Source organism: Rheinheimera marina, assembly GCF_042654345.1.
Lineage (GTDB): Bacteria > Pseudomonadota > Gammaproteobacteria > Enterobacterales > Alteromonadaceae > Pararheinheimera > Pararheinheimera marina.
On sequence record NZ_JBHSGB010000020.1, the window covers coordinates 1 to 19,128 of the forward strand.

A 19,128-nucleotide genomic window follows, 5' to 3' on the forward strand; every position below is an offset into this window, starting at 1 on the left:
AACGCAGCTGCGACGATGGTAGTGTGGCGCTTGCCATGCGAGAGTAGTTCACCGCCAGGCTCCCAATGCTAAGAAGCCCGCTCATAAGAGCGGGCTTTTTTATTTACGTCGAAATCAGGGGGTGGACCATTCGAGCAGGGCAACCTCATGCGACCAGTTCGTCTGGAACGAACCGGAACGGCGCAGCCGGCCCGAAGGGGGAGGACTGGACGCCCGGAATAATGTAGTTCACCGCCAGGCTCCCAATACGCCGAAGGGCCCAATCGAAAGATTGAGCCTTTTTGCATTCTGAACTTACCTACGGTGAACAGCTCAACTACTCTGTGATTTGTCGAAAAATAACTCAATCTAAGCTGGTTTTGATCAGCTGACGCAGCTGCTGCAGCTGGTCCTGGCTGAATTTCAGTGGCTGTTTTTGCCAGTAACGGCTGATTAACAGGAGCAAAAACTCATCTTGCTGGAGTTTTTGGATGTATAGGGCGAGCCAAAGCGGCAACAGTGCCTCAACTAACGCAAGGCTACGAAGCCCGTCAGCGAACAGCTGAAGCTGCTGTTTCTGTGAGGAAGACAAGGGGATCCTTGCTGGTTTGCATAAAATAGCCGCAAGTTCTGCGTTTAATTTCTGCTGTTGATCACTTAACTGCCAGTACAACAGCTGGCTGAATTCGCTGCTTAATGCAACAACCTTGGCCTGCTGCTCTGGCGCGAATGCTTTTAGCATCAGCACTGACTGTTCTGCACTGGCTTGCTGTGAAAATACACTGAGTTTGACGGGCAGAAAGCCGGCTTTTTGCCAGAAACGAACCAGTTGTGGGTTGGCGCCGAAACTGGTGCCCAAATAACTGACTCTGCCGGCAAGATAGGCACCGCATTGGGTTAAAAGTTGTGATCCTAACCCCTGCAGTTGCAGAGCTGGATGCACAACGATACGTTGCACCCTTGCCAGCGTATTCATTGCAAGGTCGGGCTTGGCGCAGTGATAAGCTAAACTCTGCGCTAGCAGATGGCCTTGAACCCGGCGCTGGCCATGGGCTATTTGCGTTACCAGTTCTTGAGTGAAACCGCCTTCAATACCGACTAAGGCACAAGCCACCACTGTTGAACCTGACTGCAAACTGTAGACCTGTTGAGGTTGCTCCAAAAGGCCCCATAAATCATGAATATCTGTCTGGTAATGCGCCAGACTGAGCAGATGAAACACCTGCCTTAAAAGCTCAGGTCTGTTCACTAAGTCTTCGGACTGATAGTGATGAAAGGTCAGCTGTTCACTCGATAACATTTCGGCTTCGACTGACAAAGGTTGCAGTAGAAAAGCGTCAAAGATCAGCTGCTCTAATGGATCATCCGACTGATAACGTATTGGTTGTTGTAGCTTCACTTGCCTGAAGCCTGCGGGCTGCGCCTGCAAATGTTGGCGAAACTTCAGTTGGAAGCCACGACCAGTACCTTCGTAACCATGTTCAGTGCTGCTAAACACAACCCGGTTGTACACCAGATTCAGCTGCTCTAGCTGTGGCGTTGGTATTGCTGCTGCTTCGTCGACTAGTAATAAGCTGGCCTTGGGTTTGTGTTGTAGCAGCCAGTCGATAGGATGGAACTGCAAAGCGCCTTCTGCTACTTGTTGTTGTCCTGACTGATAAGGCGCTGCCAGTTGTTCGGCGGTCGTTTGCAGTACCCGTTGTACAGATTGAGGTGAGGGCCCAGTTAGCAGCACCTGAGTTTTGCCTTGCCGGATCAGTTGTGCTGCGGCAATGCCTAAAGCGGTCGATTTCCCGCGGCCTCGATGGGCACTGAGCAGCAACGGTCGGCGCCTGTGCCCAGAAAGTACTTTATGAATGGCTTCCACAGCTGCCTGCTGATCGTTCGTCTTATAAGGTGAACTCACAGCAGGAAGCAGTGTAGAAACTTGAGATTCTATGGTTGGGAGCTGTGGCGGTTGCCCTTCTTGCCAACGCCCGCAACGCGTTGCCACTAACGACTGGATAAAAAATTGTTGGAAGCGGCCGGTTTGACTTGAAGCGTCTAAAGGGAAAGATAGCACTCGTTTGCTGGCGGGATTGGGCTGGCTCAGCCAGTTGTGTTCCGCCGGTGTCAGCAATAGCCAGATACCGCCGGCACGCAGACAGCCGGCACTGGCAGCTACCAAGTCCCAATCAATCTCCTGCTGCGCATTAATAATGAGTAAATCACATTCACTGCCAAGCCATAGCTGTTTTTGCCTGGCATTTAAGGTGGTGCAACCTTCCGGCGCCGCAGGGCCCAGCCAATACACCCGCTGTTGACCCGGCAACAACAGGTTTTGCACTACTTCGGAAAGAAATGCCGGACTGCCGCTACACCACAAAGGCAAACGCCACCCCGCCTGCAGGTACCTTTGTTGTGCGTCAAGCAGCCACTGTGTGTCCATCAGGCAATAGGCTGTAAGCGGGCATAGGCGGTCACCAGCCATTTACTGCCCAATTGGTCGAAATTCACCTGAATACGTGATTGCGCACCTGTGCCTTCGTAATTCAACACAGTGCCTTCACCGAATTTATCATGCAGCACGCGTTGTCCTAGCTTAAAGCCGGTATTTTCAAAAGCACTGTGGCTGGCGGCATTACTGAAACGACTGAACTGAGTAGGTTTACTCACTGTGGCGGTCAGGCGAATTTCTTCAATACAGTCGGCCGGGATTTCCCGCAAAAAGCGGGACGGTCTGTTGTATTGCTCCTGGCCGTACAAGCGGCGGCTTTCGGCATGAGTTAAATACAGTTTTTGCATGGCGCGAGTCATACCGACATAACAGAGCCGGCGTTCTTCTTCCAGCCGCCCGGATTCGTCACTGCTTTGCTGGCTGGGGAACATGCCTTCTTCCAGGCCACAGACAAACACCAGCGGAAATTCCAGGCCTTTAGCGCTGTGTAACGTCATCAGTTGCACGGCGTCTGAGTGTTCTTCGGCCTGGTATTCGCCGGCTTCCAGCGCGGCCTGAGATAAAAACGCTGCCAGTGGCGTCATTTCCTCAGTGTTGACATAAGTGGCATTGGCACAGGCGTTGATTAACTCGTTTAAGTTTTCTACACGGGTTTCGGCTTTTTCGCCTTTTTCGGCTTTGTACATCGCCATCAGGCCGGATACCTGAATGACATGGTCGGCCTGTTCATCCAGTGCCAGGTTGCGGCTGTCGGCATCCATCTGCTCAATCAACTGAACAAAAGCATTCACCGCATTGGCGGCGCGACCGCTTAATTCTTTGTTGGCTACCATCTGTTGTATGGTTTGCCACAAGGTCAGTTGCAGGCTGCGGGCCTGCTCACGAACTTTATCCATGGTGGTGTCGCCAATGCCTCGCACCGGCGTATTGATAATACGCTCCAGTGCAGCGTCGTCCTGGCGGTTATTCAGTAAGCGCAGATAGGCTAGCGCATCTTTAATCTCCTGACGCTCATAGAAACGCAGGCCTCCGTAGATGCGATAATTAATGCCTTCCTGGATCAATGCTTCTTCCAATACGCGCGATTGCGCATTGTTACGGTACAGCACTGCTGTTTCTATCAGCTTGCCGCCTTCGCGACGCCAGGCACCAATGCGGCCAACAATAAAGCGGGCTTCGTCTAATTCGTTAAACGCAGTGTAGAGTGAAATAGGTTCGCCCTGATCGCCGTCTGTCCAGAGGTCTTTACCCATTCGTTCAGAGTTATGAGCAATCACTGCATTAGCTGCTTTAAGAATGGTCCCAGTAGACCGGTAGTTTTGCTCTAACCGGATGGTGACGGGTTCTGGGTAGTCGCGTAAAAATTGCTGAATGTTTTCAACCCTTGCACCGCGCCAGCCATAAATGGATTGGTCATCGTCACCGACGATCATCACTTTGGCATCGGGGCCGGCCAACAAACGCAGCCATTGGTACTGAATGGCATTGGTGTCCTGAAATTCGTCAACCAGAATATGGCGGAAACGCTGTTGGTAGTGAGCCCGCACCTGAGGCTGCTTTTGTAGCAACTCAAAACTGCGCAGCAAGATTTCGGCGAAATCAACCAAGCCAGAGCGGTCACACATGTCTTGGTAGGCGGCATAAATTTTCAGCATGGTTTGCAGGCTGTAATCGCCATGAGCGTCTATCATGCCGGGGCGCTGGCCTTCGTCTTTACGGGCGTTAATAAACCACTGGGCCTGTTTTGGTGGCCAGTGCTTTTCGTCGAGGTTCAGTGACTTCAAAACCCGGCGCACCAGGCGGTATTGATCATCTGAGTCGATGATCTGAAAGCCCTGGGGCAACTGAGCTTCCTGATAATGGGCGCGCAACATCCGGTGTGACAAGCCGTGAAAGGTACCCATCCACAGATTGTTCAGGCTGACGCCAATGGTTTGTTCAATACGTGAACGCATTTCCTGGGAGGCTTTGTTGGTAAAGGTCACTGCCAGCAGGCTATACGGTGCAACCCGTTCAACCTGCATCAGCCAGGCCAGCCGGTGGACCAAGACCCTCGTTTTGCCTGAGCCGGCGCCAGCCAGAACCAACATATGTTGAGGCGGAGCCGCGACGGCATCCCGCTGTTTATCGTTTAAACCATCCAGTAAAAAAGAAACGTCCATTCGCCTGCCCGTCAGAAAATTTGCTGCATTATAACAGCAGTTCGAGCTGGTCCAAGGCCGAGATCCGGATCTGCGGTAACAGCCGGCTTTGTTGCTCGGGTAACTGCAGCCAAATAGCCTGGCAGCCAGCAGCTAATGCGCCTTGTACATCGGCTTTAGCATTATCCCCAATATGCAGTAGCTGTGCGGGCTCAATACCGAGTAGCTGGCTGGCACGATGAAACAGGTCCGGGTAAGGTTTCATCCGGCCATCAGGACCGGCGCGCAAGTGATGCTTAAAGTAGTGGGCGATACCCAGCTGATGCACATCTGCATTGCCATTAGTGATTGAAACGAGTGGGTACTTGTCCGCTAACGCGGCCAGCAGTTGGTGGCTACTGGCCGGGACTTCAAGGTTACTGCGTTCCAGATAAAAGGCATTAAATGCGGCTGCAGCAACTTCATTGACGTCACTGGGTGCTAACCCCAGCTGCAGCAAACCCTGGCGTAAGCCCAATAAGCGCCACTGACTGACGTCATGGCGAACCTCGGGTTGTGCTGCCGCCAATGCTTTACGTTGTTGCCACCAGAAGTCGGCGTCAATCTGGCCAAGTTGTGGTGCCAGCTGTAGCAAGGATCGCTGCATGGCCAGCTCCGCACGTTCTATGACGGGGCCGTTGAGGTACAGCGTGTCGTCTAAATCAAAAGAAAGGGCGGTAAAAGGGTGCAACGCTTTGTAGCAATGCATGCACAGCTCCTGTCAGTCGTCAGTGGTTTTCTTCCGGGCTCTGGGGTGCGCCTGGTCATAGACCTTGGCCAGTTGGCCAAAATCGAGGTGGGTATAAACCTGGGTACTGCTCAGGCTGGCGTGACCGAGTAACTCCTGCACGGCTCGCAGGTCAGAGCTGGATTCCAGCATATGGGTGGCAAAAGAATGCCTGAGCATATGCGGGTGCAAGTGCTGACTCAGCCCCTGCTGCTGTGACCAGAGCTTGACCCGCTGCTGCACCTGGCGATGGCTGATGCGACGTTTCAGTTTACTGATAAAGAGTGCCGGTTCATCGTCATTGACCAATGCGGCACGCTGCTCCAGCCATTCCCGCAGTGCTTGCATGGCCAGGCGGCCGATCGGCAAAATCCGCTCCTTGCTGCCTTTGCCACGTACCCGGATCAGCGCATCGCCCCAGTCGATATCCTGCAGGTTGGCACTGACCAGCTCATCCAGCCGCAGGCCGGACGAATAAAACAACTCCAGTATGGCTTTGTCACGGCAAGCCAGCAGATCGTCGCTGGCATCGACATCCAGCAGCTGTTGCAACTGATCCACGTCCAGATTCTTTGGCAGCGGCTTATCGAACTTCGGCACCTGCAGATACAAGGCTGGATTATCAGCGACTTTTGCCTGCAGCTGCAGGTAACGGTAGAAACTGCGCAAGGCTGCTACCCGTAGTGCCAGACTGCGTGGTTTCAGGCTTTGCCGGCAGGACGAGATGTGTTGCTGCAGCTGAGCTTCAGTCAGCAGGCACCAGTCTGTCTGGTTCAGTTGGCTGGCGACCGCTTGCAGCTGTTGCTGGTAACTGTGGATGGTTTTTGCGCTAAAACCCCGTTCATGCCGTAGGTAAGCGAAAAATTCAGCGAGCAAAGGACTGAGGCTGAGTGCCTCAGTCTGTGAGGCCTCAGTTGGCTTCAGCGCCATGGCTCAGTGCCACTTTGGCCAGTTTAGCCAAATGGTCGAGGAACAGCGTGTCCATTCCTGGCTGGAAATGTTCATCCGATTCACTGCCAAAAGCGAGCAGATAAGCTTGTGCCAGGCCGGTGTCTACTTTCATCAGTGCGACCGAATGAATACTTTGGTCAAACAGCGCTTGTTGTTCGTCTTTATTCAGCCGGCCGAAGTAATAACCTTTCGAGGTTAACCGGCGTTGCAGCAACAAGGGCAGCGCGGGGTGGTGTGGCCCGGCGGTTAAGTTAATCAACTCTGCCCGTTGCACATAAGGCATCGCATTGACAAATTGCTGCAGTGCGGCGACAAACCCCAGTTTGGGCTGACCCAGCAATTGCAGGTGCAATTGATTCAGCGCATAAAAAATCAGTTCGTTTTGTCGTGCTATGCCCATAAGCCGGGTGATGTCGTCTTCCAGTGCGCGGATTTTGTCGCGTTGCAGTTCCTGTTGACGTTCCACCAACGAGACGACGCCCCGTTGCTGGTGAGGTAGGCGCAGCTTGTTTAACAGCTCTGGGTGCTCCAGAAAAAATTCCGGATGGTCCTGCAGGTAATCCAGCACCAGACTGGCTTCCAGCAGCTCAGGTGCTAAAGGGGTCGTGGTCATAAGTATAATTGTCCATCAAATACATGTTCAGCCGGCCCGGTCATCTTGACCGGCTGGCCTGGTCCTTGCCAGCGGATTTGCAGGCTGCCGCCTGGTAAATCAACCCGCACCTGGCCGCCCAGTTTCTTCTGCATCTGGCCAACGACGGCGGCAGCACAGGCACCTGTGCCGCATGCCAGCGTTTCACCGGCACCGCGCTCCCAGACCCGCAACTTGACATGGCCAGGGTTCAGTACCTGCATAAAACCAATATTGGCCCGTTCCGGGAAACGTTCGTGATTCTCAAACACTGGTCCCCATTGTTTCACTGGAGCCGTTTGCACGTCATCGACCAAAATCACTGCATGCGGGTTGCCCATCGAAACCACACCACACAAGGTGGTCGCATCGGCGGCATGTAGCAAGTAATTCAGCTCTTGTTTCTGTGCTTTGAAAGGAACGCGGGCCGGTTCAAATTGGGGCACCCCCATATTGACCGTCACCTGGCCGTCCTGCTCTATATACAGGGTAATTTTGCCTGATTTAGTGCTGACATTAATTTTGTGCTTATTGGTCAGGCCTTTGAGCCGGACAAAACGGGCAAAACAGCGGGCGCCATTACCGCATTGTTCTACTTCAGAACCGTCGGCATTAAAGATGCGGTAATGAAAGTCCAGATCCGGATCATAAGGCGGCTCCACCATCAGTAGCTGGTCAAAGCCGATGCCAAAGTTACGATCGGCCAGTTGTTTGATCTGTTCTTTGGTCAGAAACACATTCTGGCTGACGGCGTCGACCACCATAAAGTCGTTGCCCAGGCCATGCATTTTAGAAAAATGCAGCAAGGTGCGGTTTTTGTCTCTGGATCTGGTGTCATGCATATCAGGGTACCAACTGCTCGCCGTGCCACAGGTCAGCCCATTGCTCGCGGGCGCGGATCAGGTGAACCTGGTCACCATCCACCAGCACTTCGGCGGCTCTGGGTCTGCTGTTGTAGTTTGAACTCATGGTAAAGCCGTAAGCTCCGGCAGACCGCACCACCAATAAGTCACCAGGCTCTACTGCCAGCTCACGGTCTTTGCCAAGGAAGTCGCCGGTTTCGCAGACCGGGCCGACCACGTCGTACAGTTGTGATGCCAGCTGAGGTTTTTGCTCTACCGGGATAATGGCTTGCCAGGCGCTGTACAGCGCAGGGCGGATCAGGTCATTCATCGCCGCATCCACAATGGCAAAGTGCTTTTCCTGACCAGGTTTTAAATACTCGACTTTGGTCAGCAGTACTCCGGCATTGGCCATAATGGCGCGGCCTGGTTCAAACACCAGGGTTAAATGCGGGTAATTGGCCAGACGTTTTACCACTTCAGCTGCGTATTCAGACGGATGCGGCGGTGTTTCGCCGTTATAAGGCACACCCAAACCGCCGCCAATGTCGATATGGCTCAGCTGAATACCGGCAGCTGCCAGTTTGTCGATTAACGCCAGTAATTTATCTAACGCATCCAGAAACGGCTGGGTCTCTGTCAGTTGCGAACCGATATGGCAATCCACACCACAGACCTTCAGATGCGAGTAGCTGGCCGCGCGTTGATAAATACTAAAGGCGTCGTTGATGTCGATACCAAACTTATTGGCTTTGAGGCCGGTAGAAATATAAGGGTGAGTTTTGGCATCAATATCCGGGTTGACCCGCAAGGACACTGGCGCGACTTTATTCAGCCGCTCTGCCACTTGCTGAATACGGTCCAGTTCTGGAATGGATTCAACGTTAAAGCATTTAATACCGGTATTGAGGGCAAATTCGATTTCAGTGACGGTTTTTCCGACCCCGGAAAACACCACTTTGGCCGGGTTGCCGCCAGCCTGTAATACACGGCGTAGTTCCCCTTCAGACACAATATCAAAACCACTACCCAGCCTTGCCAACAGGTTTAATAAGGCGATGTTGCTGTTGGCTTTTACCGCATAACAAACCAGTGATTCACGGCCTTGTGCGGCTTCGGCGAAGGCTTTGTAGTGGCGTTCAATGGTGGCGCGGGAATACACATAAGTTGGGCTACCAAATTGTTCCGCAATCGCAGTTAATGGTACTTGTTCGGCAAACAGCTGGTTTTGCTGATAATTAAAAAAATCCAAGGTGATTAATCCTTCTGAGTCTCAGGCTGTGCAGATGATGCCGGTGCTTCGGCTGGGGGCGGATTTTTAGGCGCCGCTTTGGGTAATGTCAGAGGACCTTTCTGGCCACAGGCAACCAGCAACAGGCAGGCAAGGCCTAACACCAGCTGTGTTTGTCGCTTTGTGTTCATGGTTTTTTTATTTCATTAATTATTTTGGGCTCTATAATCGCATCCTTATCGGCAAAAGCAAACAGGTGAACCCAATGAATGACGTGGAATACGATGAACTGACCGATCAGGTGTTACTGGCGGTGGAAGATGCCATCGAGGGGTTGGATTTAGACCTGGATTATGAATCCCATGGTGGCCTGCTTAGTATCAGCTTTCCGGAAGGCAGCAAAATCATCATTAATAAGCAGCCCCCTTTGCATCAATTGTGGGTGGCAACCAAATTTAATGGCCATCACTTTGAATGGCGAGATGGCCAGTGGATTGATAACCGCTTTGGTTCTGAGTTTTGGGCTTTGTTGTCCGATGCGTTCAGCAAACAGGCTGGCCAGGCCGTGGTGTTAACAGGAAACTAAGATGAAGTTGTTACCTTTTGTTGATGTAAAGCCTGAAGGGGCGGTAAAAGCGGCAGTGGTTTGGTTGCATGGTTTGGGCGACTCAGGCGATGGCTTTGCGCCTATAGTGCCAGAACTGCGTTTACCGAAAGGCCACGGCGTCCGGTTTGTGTTTCCGCATGCGCCGGTACGGCCAATTACCATCAACAACGGCTACCAAATGCGTGGCTGGTATGACATTAAAACCTGGGACTTAAATGACAGAGCCGATGAAACTGGCGTGCGGGAGTCGGCGGCAGCCGTCACTCAGCTAATTGATACGCTGATTGGCCAGGGCATTCCGGCGGAAAAAATTCTGCTGGCCGGTTTTAGTCAAGGGGGGGTTATCGCCCTGCATTTATTGCCACGCCTGCCGTATAAAATTGCTGGGGTGATGGCGCTCTCTACTTACATGGCGGTTCCGCAAAAGCTGAACGAAGAAAAAACGGCAACCAACCAGCGCACACCGGTGTTAGTCAACCATGGCACTCATGACGAAGTGGTGCCGTACAGCGCTGGCCAAGCGGCATTTCAGGCGCTGAAGCACGCCGGTTTTGCTGTGCAATGGGCTGAATACCGCATGGGCCACAGTGTGTGTCCGCAACAAATTGGCGAGCTGAGCCGCTTTATTCAGCAGCAGCTTGTGCAAGCGGATTAACCTATGTCTGATGGCAAGGTAGTGGTCCGGGTGCAACTGGGATCGAAAGCGGCCAGCAGCAACCAAGCGGTGGCTGATGTGCCTGAATACCAGTGGTTATGGCATCGTATTCTGGGTGCTGCTGTGCTGGTGCTGTTGCCATTCTGGTGGTTATGGCCAGAGCCCGCCGAATCGCCGCAACCCCCACTCACTGCCGTCGTATCGGCATCCGGGCCTTCAATCCATCACGATATGACGCCGCAAGCGATGAGTACTGCCGGTACTGAGGACTCGGTGCAGGTTGCGAATCCAGAGCCTGTCATTGCTGCCGAAGCTGTTGCTGTCGCGCCGCCGCCCGCAGTCAAAAAACTTGCGCCAGCGCCTGCCTTTCAGGCTGCACCCGCCGTAGCACCACTTTTTATCAGTCAGTCGGGCACCTTACGCAAAGTGGTGCTAACCATGGACAAGCCTGGCCCGGCGGCGCAACAGTTGGTATTGCCGCTTCAGTTAGACCGTCCGACCGAATTGGCGCTCTATACCGAAGTCGTTGGCCTGGCAGGCCAGCAGATAGAACACCGCTGGTTTTACAAAGACAAGTTGATGACCCGGGTGGAATTGCCAGTGAAGTTGCCCTACTGGCGCACCTGGAGTCAGAAACGCTTTTACCCGGCGGAGCTGGCGGACTGGCGGGTGGAAATCCTCGGTCCACAGCAAAAACTACTGTTTTCTTACAGCCTGAACGAACGATAAGGGCTATACTAGCGGCGTTTTTTCAGCCGTACCATCAGCCGGGATCTGGCTGGTGCCAAGGAGTTCAGCATGCAGACACTGCGCATTGCCACCCGCAAAAGTGCTCTGGCCTTATGGCAGGCCAACTACGTCAAAACCGCATTAGAACAAGCCCATCCTGGCCTGCAGGTGGAGCTGGTGCCTATGTCGACTCAGGGCGACAAAATTCTGGATACACCACTGGCTAAAATTGGTGGTAAAGGTTTGTTTGTTAAAGAACTGGAAACCGCCATGCTGGAAGGGCGTGCTGACATCGCAGTTCATAGCATGAAAGATGTGCCGGTTGAATTTCCGGAAGGCCTGATGCTTCATACCATTTGCCAGCGCGAAGACCCGCGTGACGCCTTTGTTTCCAACCGCTATGCATCTCTGACCGAGCTGCCACAAGGGGCTGTGGTCGGCACTTCCAGTCTGCGTCGTCAGTGCCAGCTGAAAGCTCTGCGGCCAGATCTGCAAATTCGTGATTTACGCGGCAACGTCAACACGCGTTTAGCCAAACTGGATGCTGGGGAGTTCGATGCCATTATCCTGGCTTCTGCTGGCCTAATCCGCCTTGGCTTTGCTGAACGTATCGCCAGCTATTTAGAAGTCGAAACCAGCCTGCCTGCCAATGGGCAAGGAGCGGTAGGCATCGAATGCCGTACAGGCGATCTGTGGGTGCAGCAACTGTTGGCACCGCTGGAGCACAAGGATACCCGGATTTGTGTGCTGGCCGAGCGGGCGATGAATCGCCGGCTGCAAGGCGGCTGTCAGGTGCCTATTGGCGCTTTCGCTTTAGTGGAGCAGCAGCAGCTTTGGTTAAGAGGCTTGGTGGGGCAGTTAGACGGCTCGCAAATTCTGCGTGCAGAAGTGCGTGGTGCTGCCGCTGATGCCGAAGCCTTAGGTGAGCAACTGGCACAGCAGCTGCTGGCGCTGGGTGCAGACCAGATTTTAACTGCTGTGTACCAACAGGCCTGAGTCATGACAGTGGCTTCTGATTGGCCTGTATTAATCACCAGACCAGCCGGCAAAGCCGATCAGCTGCTGGCCAGTCTGGACGAGATGCAGCTGCCTTATTTGTATCAGCCGCTGATCACCACCCAGATGGTGCCGCTCAGCGGCAAAGCTCCTTCCTTACTGCAACAGGCCGACGGAATTATTTTTGTCAGTGTCAGCGCGGTGAGTTGCTTGCAGCAGCAAGTAGATTGTCGTGAGTTAACCGCACCTTTATATGCGGTTGGCAGCACCACAGGTTCTTTATTGCAAAAATGCGCAGGCCGGGAGGTGTTGTTTCCGCAAGACCAACGCAGTGAGGGTTTGTTGGCGTTGCCAGCGCTACAGGACGTGGCCGGCAAACACCTGGTCGTGGTGCGTGGCAATGCGGGGCGCGAATTAATAAAACGTGGCTTGCTGGAGCGTGGTGCCAAAGTCAGTTACCTGCAAAGTTACAAAAGAGTGCCGTTACCTCTGGACGGTCAGAGCTTATTGGACCAGTGGCGTCAGCAGCAGATCCAATGTATCGTGGTGACCAGTAACGAAATTTTGCAATTGCTGTTTCAGTTAATTTCGGCTGAAGGCCATTCGTGGTTGTGGTCCCGACAGTGGATTATGGTCAGCCCCCGGATGCGTGACGCCGCCTTAGAGCTTGGAATACCTGAGCAGTGTATTTTTCTGTCCGCCAATGCCAATGATCAGGCGCTGCTGGACAGCATTTGCCAGTTAAGAGGAAGCAGGCATGTCTGAACAATTACCGGCTGAACACACCCCAGAACAGAACAAAGAGAAAAAATCCGGAAATCTGGTCGCCTGGTTGTCGATGCTGCTGAACTTGCTGTTAGCTGCCGCTATCGCGCTGGTGCTGTATTGGGTCTGGCCACAGTGGTCTGGCTTGCAACAGCGCCAGCAGCAACTGACCGAACAGCAACAGCTGAGCCAAAGCGCAGCACAACAACAGCAACAAGAATTCAGTCAGAGCCTGGAGCAACAACTGGCGGGCTTGAAAACCGAACTGGCTGAGACCTCTGCGCTGCTGCAGCAACAGCAGATGCAGTTACAGGCACTGCAGCAGGATCAACAAAAACAGCTTAGTAGCAGTACGGCCTGGGCTTTGTGGCAAAGTCAGCAACTGGTGCAGCTGGCCGGCCAAAAAATCTGGTTGGAACAGGACATCCCAGCAGCATTGCGGGTTCTGGTTGGTGCAGAGGAGCAATTGAGTCAGCAGCAGGATCCGGCTTTCGTGCCGCTGCGTCAGGCCATGCTCAGCGATATTCAGGCATTACAGCAACTACAGTTACCGCCAATCAGCAGTATTCAACTGGACCTGGCGCAATTACGTCAGCTGGTCCAAAACCTGCCATTACGTCAGTCAGAACCTGTACTGCAACAGGTGGCTGACACTGCATCAGCACAGGATTGGCAAGGCCGGTTCTGGCAGCAGTGGGGAACATTTTGGGGCTCCCTGGTGCAGGTACGGCCAACGGCTCCGGAAGACCTGGCGGTGTTGTCTGCGGAACAGCAGTTAAGTTTGCGCAACACCCTGACGCAACAGCTGTTGCTGGCCGAATTGGCGGCTGTGAAATATCAGAATGGGCCCTACCAATCCGCGCTTCAGCAAGCGATGGATTCACTACAGCGTTATTTCCGCCCGGCAGACCCACAAGTACAGCAAAGCGCCGACCGTTTGGCGAAGTTGTCCACTTTGAATGTGATGTTACCGGCACCCAGCCGGTTGCAAAGTTCAGAAGTGCTGAAAGAGCTGAAGGTCACGGAGAAAGGCCTATGATCCGTTTGCTGTTTTTGGTGCTATTGCTCTGCGCCGCGTTATGGTTTGGCCCGGTGCTGATGCAAAACCCGGGTTACCTGATGCTGGTGCTGGGCGGCTGGACTGTTGAAACCACCTTGGTGGGACTGATGCTTATTCTGCTGTTGGGTCTGTTTGCTGTCTGGTTGTTATGGCAATTGCTTAAACCCTTACTGGCTATCCGGCGCTGGAACTGGCACCCGTTTCGGCGTCGACGGCAGCGTAAGGCACGCCATGCCTTTGAACAAGCAGCGCTGGCTCTGGCGGCCGGGCGTTTTGAACAGGCCGAGCTGGCCTTTGATCAGGCCGAAGCCTTAACCGACTTTTCTGAACTGCGCCGTCAAATGGCCTGCTATGCCGCGTTTCAGGCAGGACACCCACAAAAAGCCATGCAATTGGCCGAGTGGCTGGATGATGGTTCTGCCAGCAGCCTTTATGTAAAAGCCGACTTATTGCTGCGCCAGCAGCAAGCGGCTGACGCGCTGGCATTGCTACAACCTGCAATGACGGGTGATGCCGCAGAATTACTGGCCCCTTTGTATTTTAAAGCTTTGTTGATGTCGGGTCAGGCTGCGGCCGCTTTGACACAGGTACCTGTTGCACTGGAGCAGAACTGGTGCAGCAAAAATCAATGGCATCACCTGCGCTATCAGCTTTACCCTTATGCCATAGTCCAGCTGGCGGAAAAGGGTGCTTTCAGTACAGAGGCTGACTACTGGCAGCAACTCCCTGGGAAGGAACGCAAGTCGATGGCGTCGGTGCTGGGCCAGGTCTGGGCGTTGGCGCGGCAGGGGCAGACAGAAAAAGCAGAAATATTGCTGGTGGACCATTTGTCATTTAAAGACCTGGCTGATTGCTGGCCAGTGCTGCGACAAATTCCATTAAAGCGTCAGGTGAATCAGTTACGCAAACAACTGCAGCATTGGCTGCGGGACCATCAGCAGGAACCCTTGTTGTTCGCCGCCTTAGCTTATTGCGCCGAGCAGGAAGGCGAGTTAATGCAGGCTCAGCTGGCCAGACAAAAAGCCACAGAACTCAGCCGTGGAGTCGAATGGTGACCGGAGCACTGGTGCACAGTATGGCGCCGGTGCTTGGCGAGTCCCCGCAGTTACTGATCTTAGGGTCCATGCCAGGTGTGGCTTCGTTGCAAATGCAGCATTACTACGCACACCCACGTAATTTGTTTTGGCCGTTTATGGCGGATATTCTGCAGTTTGAATTGTGCGAGCATTTTGCGGAGCGTTACGAGCAGTTGACTCAACGGGGTATTGCGCTGTGGGATGTACTGGCGCATTGCGAGCGACCTGGTAGCCTGGACAGTGCTATCCGTAAAGAGTCGGTACTGTGTAACCCAATCACGGAACTGGTGCAGCAACATCCAGGCATTCAGCGGATTTGTGTGAACGGCGGAACCGCCTGGACGCAACTGAATAAACATCAACCGCAGCTTGCCACCTTAGTTGAACTGATCAAGTTGCCTTCCACCAGCCCGGCCCATGCCAGCGTCAGCAGAGCTGAAAAGCTGGCAGCCTGGCGTCTTGGCATGGGTTATTAGCCAAGCTTGGCGCCATTTGGTACCGCCTGGTCCGGCACGGCAAGCACCACGGCACCATCGTCTCGGTAAAAGCCGGTGATCAGGCATTCTGAGCGAACCGGGCCTATTTGTTTCACCGGAAAATTCACCACCCCCAATACTTGTTTACCCAGCAACTGCTCTTTGCTGTAAAGCGCGGTAATTTGAGCGCTGGACTGGCGTATGCCTAGCTCTGGACCAAAATCTACCTTTAACCGCCAGGCAGGTTTGCGCGCTTCAGGAAAGTCCAGCGCTTCTACAATAGTTCCGGCCCGTAACTCAATCCGCTCAAAATCAGCCCATTCGATCGTCTGCATTTGCACCCTCCCAAAAACACGACCTTACCCAGAACTGCGCCTGGGCTCAAGGCTGTTGTCGTGCTTTAACGGCAGAGCGGCCTTGGGCGCTTCTGCTCAGGCTTCTTGCGGGGTTACAGGGTTTCCAGTCGCGTTGCCAGCCGCTCTTTTAACGGCCCTTCAATCAGCACAGCCCGGCCGGCTTTTTTGTCCAGGCAGACAAAGGTGATGTCAGCGTCAGCCACCAGGGTGTCTGTGCCATCCAGCCAGACCTTCTGTTTGATCACTGCACTTTTGCCATTGATTTGGGTAAAAGCGGTATCGATACGCAGCAAGTGCCCCATGGTGGCCTGTGCCCGGTAATTGATATTGATATTGACGATCACCCAGGCCAGACCCAGCAGCTCAAAGTGCTCTATATCGCCGACGGCTTCGAGGTAACTCCAGCGCGCTTCCTCTAAAAACTCCAGGTAGCGGGCGTTGTTCACATGTTGATAGACATCCAGGTGATAACCCCGGACTTTAATAAAAGTGGAATGCGGCATGTTAAGTTCTGCTTTATCTGGTAAGACCTGATCCGAATCATGCCATAAGCCGGAGGCTGGCTCCAGCAATGCCAAGGGGGAAAATCGGCCAACCAACTTGGTCAGGCTGGCGAAGCACAGTACAATAGCCGCCAAATTGGTTTATCCGGATTTGTATGCACCATCTGACCCAGGTGTCTGCCGCCTCTTATTCTACCTTTGCGTTACCAGCGACACTGGCTGACTTGTACTTATGCTCAACTCTGAGTGAGTTGCAGCAGTTGGCTCTGCCTGTTTGCCCTTATGTATTAGGGGAAGGTTCCAACACCATTTTTTTAGCAGACATGCAGCACCCCGTGTTGCGTTATCTGGCAGCAAATAAACAAGTGCAACAAAGCTTAGACGGGGCTGTACTGCTTCATGTTGAAGCAGGCCATAACTGGCACCAGTTGGTGCAGTGGACTGTAGTACAAGGTTGGTGGGGGCTGGAAAATCTGGCATTAATTCCTGGTTCTGTCGGCGCTGCGCCTGTGCAGAACATAGGTGCTTATGGTGTTGAGTTTGCGGATTGTTGTGACTATGTTGACTTCTTTCACTGGCAATCCAGAACAGTGCAACGGCTGACCAGTACAGAGTGCCGTTTTGACTATCGGGACAGTGTTTTTAAAACTCAACTAGCAGGGCAAGGCATTATCGTGGCGGTCGGGCTTCGGCTGCGCCAGCAGGGCAATGCGATCACCGGCTACAAAGGGCTGGAACATCTGACTGCGCAGAGCCCGGTTGCTGACGTGATGCAGGCGGTGATCGATGTTCGCCAGAGCAAGCTGCCTGATCCCGCGCTTATTGCGAATTGCGGCAGCTTCTTCAAGAACCCGGTGCTGAGCCAGCAGGCATACAGCCGGTTACATCAACAGTACCCAACAGTGCCTGCCTATCCACAGACCAACGGCCAAATCAAGATTGCAGCGGGTTGGTTAATAGAGCAAGCCGGCTTTAAAGGGAAAGGTATCGGGGGCATCAGCTGCTATGAAAAACAGGCGCTGGTGCTGGTGAACCGGGGCGGAACAGCCGATGAACTCCGCCAACTGATCGAGGCTATTCAACAGCAGGTGCAGAGCCAGTTTGGTGTCACGCTGGAACCTGAAGTCAGGTTGCTGGGCTGATGAGTAAAGTATTAGCACACAGTCTGGCCGTGCAACGACAATTGGTGCTCTACCTGGCGAATGGCGAATTGTGTTCCGGCGAATGGCTGGGGCAGCAGTTGGGGATAAGTCGGGCTGCTATTGCCAAACACCTTGAACAGTTGGAAAGCTACGGCCTGGATTTATACAAGATTAAAGGCAAAGGTTACCGTCTGGCTGAACCTTTGCAATTGCTCGATGCGGCACAGATTAAACAACAACAGCTTTGGGCTGCGCCTGTCTGGGTGCAGTCTGTGACCGATTCGACCAATAGTCAGTTACTGCACCGGTTGAGTGAAGGTCAACAATTGGAAGCCGGTACAGTGCTGGTTGCCGAAGCCCAAACGGCAGGGCGTGGCCGACGTGGTAAAAGCTGGTTGTCACCTTTTGGTGCCAACCTTTACTTTTCTATGTACTGGCCGCTTGAGCAAGGTATTCAGGCGGCGATGGGCTTGAGTCTGGTGATTGGTGTTGCCGTAGCCAAAACCCTGGAGCAATTGTTCCAGTTGCCGGTGCAGCTGAAATGGCCAAATGATATTTACCTCGATGGCAAAAAGCTGGGCGGCATATTGGTTGAATTGGCCGGACAGAGTCATTCGCAATGTGATGCCGTCATCGGGCTGGGGTTAAATATTCGGGTGCCGCCGCATCTGCAGGCGTTAATAGACCAACCTTTTGTTGCACTGCAGTCAGTATTGGCAACCAGGCCCGATCGCAATCAATTAGTGGTGGTGTTGCAACAGCAGTTAGTCAGCCAGTTGCAGCTATTTAATGAAACTGGCTTTGCACCTTTTGCCGCCGAGTTTAGTCAGCGGGATTTGTTTGCAGGTCAGCAGGTCAGACTCAGCTCTGTGAAACAGCAAATCGTGGGTATTTGCTGTGGCGTGGATGAGCGTGGTGCTTTGCTGCTGGAAAGCGATGGTCAGCGACAGAGTTATTATGGTGGTGAATTAAGTCTGCGGAGAATGTCAGATGCAGCTGCTGATTGATCAGGGCAATAGCCGGACCAAAGCCAAACTTTACCATCAAGGGGAATTCAGCACAGTGGCTATGACGGAGCTGACTGCAGACCAATGGCAGCAGATTGACCAGGTGCTGATTGCTTCAGTCGCTTCTGTCGGGCAGCAACAGCAATTGCAGCACATTATTCCGCCGACAACGCCAGTTCGTTGGTTGCGCAGTAGTGCGCACGCCTTTGGCATTACCAACAGTTACCCATTGCCAGAAAAACTGGGGGTCGATCGTTGGCTGGCGATGCTGGGTGCAGCGCTGCTTTACCCTGCGCAATCGGTATTGGTGATTGATGCCGGCACTGCAGTGACTATGGACTGGCTTGACGCAGATGGCATGCATGCCGGCGGCTGGATCCTGGCTGGTCTGCAAACCCAGCAGCGTATATTAGTGGCTGCGACTGCGCAGGTGGATGCGGATTCGGTCAGCTTGCAGGCTCTCCAACCTGCCACCTCGACCACTGCGGCTGTAGCGGAGGGCGCCAAAGCGGCGGTGTTAGGCGCAGTGCAGCAAGCCATCAGTCTTCGACCTGATGCGATGGTGCTGTTAACCGGCGGAGATGCTGCTTTTATCCAGCAGCAACTGAAGAACAGCGCGGTGTTGGTTGAACCAAAGCTGATCTTTTACGGCTTAGCTCGCTTTATCGACAATAACTAAGTGTTTTGTACGCTTATTGAACACTTAACTAAGAAAATTCAGCTTTTTTATTTTTTCCTGTTGCGTGCTCTAGGTCATTCCTCTAGAATTCGCACCCAC

At 53.4% G+C, this 19,128-nt stretch carries 21 protein-coding genes; 11 read left to right on the forward strand and 10 right to left on the reverse strand.

Annotated elements, in window-relative coordinates:
- Positions 1-343 precede the first annotated feature (343 nt).
- Genes ACFO3I_RS18565 through lptM form a run of 8 tightly spaced genes read right to left on the reverse strand, consistent with a single transcriptional unit; the run spans position 344 to position 9,169 of the window.
- On the reverse strand, positions 344-2,407 hold the full coding sequence (locus ACFO3I_RS18565) for a GNAT family N-acetyltransferase (protein ID WP_377336649.1): 2,064 nt from the start codon (positions 2,405-2,407) through the stop codon (positions 344-346).
- On the reverse strand, positions 2,407-4,578 hold the full coding sequence (gene uvrD, locus ACFO3I_RS18570) for a DNA helicase II (RefSeq protein WP_377336651.1): 2,172 nt from the start codon (positions 4,576-4,578) through the stop codon (positions 2,407-2,409). The genes ACFO3I_RS18565 and uvrD overlap by 1 nt, the downstream gene beginning before the upstream one ends.
- A gap of 28 nt (positions 4,579-4,606) precedes the next feature.
- A complete protein-coding gene (locus ACFO3I_RS18575; RefSeq protein WP_377336653.1) occupies positions 4,607-5,305 on the reverse strand; it encodes an HAD-IA family hydrolase in 699 nt (232 codons plus the stop codon).
- 12 nt (positions 5,306-5,317) lie between these two features.
- On the reverse strand, positions 5,318-6,253 hold the full coding sequence (gene xerA, locus ACFO3I_RS18580; RefSeq protein ID WP_377336655.1) for a site-specific tyrosine recombinase/integron integrase: 936 nt from the start codon (positions 6,251-6,253) through the stop codon (positions 5,318-5,320).
- Positions 6,234-6,887, reverse strand: coding sequence for a DUF484 family protein (locus tag ACFO3I_RS18585; RefSeq protein ID WP_377336657.1), 654 nt, complete (start codon positions 6,885-6,887; stop codon positions 6,234-6,236). The genes xerA and ACFO3I_RS18585 overlap by 20 nt, the downstream gene beginning before the upstream one ends.
- A complete protein-coding gene (gene dapF, locus ACFO3I_RS18590) occupies positions 6,884-7,747 on the reverse strand; it encodes a diaminopimelate epimerase (protein ID WP_377336659.1) in 864 nt (287 codons plus the stop codon). The genes ACFO3I_RS18585 and dapF overlap by 4 nt, the downstream gene beginning before the upstream one ends.
- A 1-nt stretch (position 7,748) precedes the next feature.
- Complete coding sequence (gene lysA / locus ACFO3I_RS18595) at positions 7,749-8,999, reverse strand: diaminopimelate decarboxylase (protein ID WP_377336661.1); 1,251 nt, start codon at positions 8,997-8,999, stop codon at positions 7,749-7,751.
- A gap of 5 nt (positions 9,000-9,004) precedes the next feature.
- A complete protein-coding gene (gene lptM / locus ACFO3I_RS18600) occupies positions 9,005-9,169 on the reverse strand; it encodes an LPS translocon maturation chaperone LptM (protein WP_377336663.1) in 165 nt (54 codons plus the stop codon).
- Between the two features lie 74 nt (positions 9,170-9,243).
- Between lptM and cyaY the strand changes: the two genes are divergently transcribed.
- The 8 genes from cyaY (at position 9,244) to ACFO3I_RS18640 (ending at position 15,342) form a co-directional block, all read left to right on the forward strand.
- A complete protein-coding gene (cyaY, locus tag ACFO3I_RS18605; protein WP_377336665.1) occupies positions 9,244-9,564 on the forward strand; it encodes an iron donor protein CyaY in 321 nt (106 codons plus the stop codon).
- A gap of 1 nt (position 9,565) precedes the next feature.
- Positions 9,566-10,240: an alpha/beta hydrolase gene (locus ACFO3I_RS18610; protein ID WP_377336666.1), complete on the forward strand. Its 675-nt coding sequence runs from the start codon at positions 9,566-9,568 to the stop codon at positions 10,238-10,240.
- A gap of 3 nt (positions 10,241-10,243) precedes the next feature.
- Complete coding sequence (locus ACFO3I_RS18615; RefSeq protein ID WP_377336668.1) at positions 10,244-10,969, forward strand: DUF2914 domain-containing protein; 726 nt, start codon at positions 10,244-10,246, stop codon at positions 10,967-10,969.
- A gap of 69 nt (positions 10,970-11,038) precedes the next feature.
- Positions 11,039-11,965, forward strand: coding sequence for a hydroxymethylbilane synthase (hemC, locus tag ACFO3I_RS18620; protein ID WP_377336670.1), 927 nt, complete (start codon positions 11,039-11,041; stop codon positions 11,963-11,965).
- A gap of 3 nt (positions 11,966-11,968) precedes the next feature.
- A complete protein-coding gene (locus ACFO3I_RS18625; RefSeq protein ID WP_377336672.1) occupies positions 11,969-12,730 on the forward strand; it encodes a uroporphyrinogen-III synthase in 762 nt (253 codons plus the stop codon).
- Positions 12,723-13,769 carry a uroporphyrinogen-III C-methyltransferase gene (locus tag ACFO3I_RS18630; RefSeq protein WP_377336674.1) on the forward strand — a complete coding sequence of 349 codons (1,047 nt, stop codon included), beginning with the start codon at positions 12,723-12,725 and terminating at the stop codon, positions 13,767-13,769. Before ACFO3I_RS18625 ends, ACFO3I_RS18630 begins: the two co-directional genes overlap by 8 nt.
- Positions 13,766-14,845 carry a heme biosynthesis protein HemY gene (locus ACFO3I_RS18635; protein ID WP_377336676.1) on the forward strand — a complete coding sequence of 360 codons (1,080 nt, stop codon included), beginning with the start codon at positions 13,766-13,768 and terminating at the stop codon, positions 14,843-14,845. The genes ACFO3I_RS18630 and ACFO3I_RS18635 overlap by 4 nt, the downstream gene beginning before the upstream one ends.
- Positions 14,839-15,342 (forward strand): DNA-deoxyinosine glycosylase, encoded by a 504-nt coding sequence (locus tag ACFO3I_RS18640; RefSeq protein ID WP_377336678.1) that lies wholly within the window; start codon positions 14,839-14,841, stop codon positions 15,340-15,342. The genes ACFO3I_RS18635 and ACFO3I_RS18640 overlap by 7 nt, the downstream gene beginning before the upstream one ends.
- On the opposite strand, the gene ACFO3I_RS18645 is transcribed toward ACFO3I_RS18640, so the two are convergent.
- A complete protein-coding gene (locus tag ACFO3I_RS18645) occupies positions 15,339-15,677 on the reverse strand; it encodes a tRNA-binding protein (RefSeq protein WP_377336680.1) in 339 nt (112 codons plus the stop codon). The genes ACFO3I_RS18640 and ACFO3I_RS18645 overlap by 4 nt on opposite strands.
- Positions 15,678-15,790: 113 nt before the next feature.
- Complete coding sequence (locus tag ACFO3I_RS18650) at positions 15,791-16,336, reverse strand: acyl-CoA thioesterase (RefSeq protein ID WP_377336682.1); 546 nt, start codon at positions 16,334-16,336, stop codon at positions 15,791-15,793.
- Positions 16,337-16,356: 20 nt separating this feature from the next.
- Here ACFO3I_RS18650 and murB point away from each other — a divergent pair, with 20 nt between their 5' ends.
- From murB to ACFO3I_RS18665, 3 genes are read left to right on the forward strand one after another with little or no spacing between them, the layout of a single operon-like run.
- Entirely contained in the window at positions 16,357-17,343 is a 987-nt protein-coding gene (gene murB, locus ACFO3I_RS18655; protein ID WP_377336684.1) for a UDP-N-acetylmuramate dehydrogenase, read from the forward strand.
- Positions 17,343-18,350, forward strand: coding sequence for a bifunctional biotin--[acetyl-CoA-carboxylase] ligase/biotin operon repressor BirA (birA, locus tag ACFO3I_RS18660; RefSeq protein ID WP_377336686.1), 1,008 nt, complete (start codon positions 17,343-17,345; stop codon positions 18,348-18,350). Before murB ends, birA begins: the two co-directional genes overlap by 1 nt.
- Positions 18,334-19,029: a type III pantothenate kinase gene (locus tag ACFO3I_RS18665; protein WP_377336688.1), complete on the forward strand. Its 696-nt coding sequence runs from the start codon at positions 18,334-18,336 to the stop codon at positions 19,027-19,029. The genes birA and ACFO3I_RS18665 overlap by 17 nt, the downstream gene beginning before the upstream one ends.
- The last annotated feature ends 99 nt before the right edge of the window (positions 19,030-19,128 follow it).

Coding starts and splice junctions, on each gene's coding strand:
- ACFO3I_RS18665 (WP_377336688.1), top strand. CDS start 18,334: ATGCAGCTGCTGATTGATCAGGGCAATAGCCGGACCAAAGCCAAACTT.
- ACFO3I_RS18645 (WP_377336680.1), bottom strand. CDS start 15,677: ATGCAGACGATCGAATGGGCTGATTTTGAGCGGATTGAGTTACGGGCC.
- ACFO3I_RS18615 (WP_377336668.1), top strand. CDS start 10,244: ATGTCTGATGGCAAGGTAGTGGTCCGGGTGCAACTGGGATCGAAAGCG.
- uvrD (WP_377336651.1), bottom strand. CDS start 4,578: ATGGACGTTTCTTTTTTACTGGATGGTTTAAACGATAAACAGCGGGAT.
- cyaY (WP_377336665.1), top strand. CDS start 9,244: ATGAATGACGTGGAATACGATGAACTGACCGATCAGGTGTTACTGGCG.
- dapF (WP_377336659.1), bottom strand. CDS start 7,747: ATGCATGACACCAGATCCAGAGACAAAAACCGCACCTTGCTGCATTTT.
- ACFO3I_RS18565 (WP_377336649.1), bottom strand. CDS start 2,407: ATGGACACACAGTGGCTGCTTGACGCACAACAAAGGTACCTGCAGGCG.
- hemC (WP_377336670.1), top strand. CDS start 11,039: ATGCAGACACTGCGCATTGCCACCCGCAAAAGTGCTCTGGCCTTATGG.
- ACFO3I_RS18585 (WP_377336657.1), bottom strand. CDS start 6,887: ATGACCACGACCCCTTTAGCACCTGAGCTGCTGGAAGCCAGTCTGGTG.
- ACFO3I_RS18640 (WP_377336678.1), top strand. CDS start 14,839: ATGGTGACCGGAGCACTGGTGCACAGTATGGCGCCGGTGCTTGGCGAG.
- ACFO3I_RS18630 (WP_377336674.1), top strand. CDS start 12,723: ATGTCTGAACAATTACCGGCTGAACACACCCCAGAACAGAACAAAGAG.
- ACFO3I_RS18635 (WP_377336676.1), top strand. CDS start 13,766: ATGATCCGTTTGCTGTTTTTGGTGCTATTGCTCTGCGCCGCGTTATGG.
- birA (WP_377336686.1), top strand. CDS start 17,343: ATGAGTAAAGTATTAGCACACAGTCTGGCCGTGCAACGACAATTGGTG.
- lptM (WP_377336663.1), bottom strand. CDS start 9,169: ATGAACACAAAGCGACAAACACAGCTGGTGTTAGGCCTTGCCTGCCTG.
- murB (WP_377336684.1), top strand. CDS start 16,357: ATGCACCATCTGACCCAGGTGTCTGCCGCCTCTTATTCTACCTTTGCG.
- xerA (WP_377336655.1), bottom strand. CDS start 6,253: ATGGCGCTGAAGCCAACTGAGGCCTCACAGACTGAGGCACTCAGCCTC.
- ACFO3I_RS18575 (WP_377336653.1), bottom strand. CDS start 5,305: ATGCATTGCTACAAAGCGTTGCACCCTTTTACCGCCCTTTCTTTTGAT.
- ACFO3I_RS18625 (WP_377336672.1), top strand. CDS start 11,969: ATGACAGTGGCTTCTGATTGGCCTGTATTAATCACCAGACCAGCCGGC.
- ACFO3I_RS18610 (WP_377336666.1), top strand. CDS start 9,566: ATGAAGTTGTTACCTTTTGTTGATGTAAAGCCTGAAGGGGCGGTAAAA.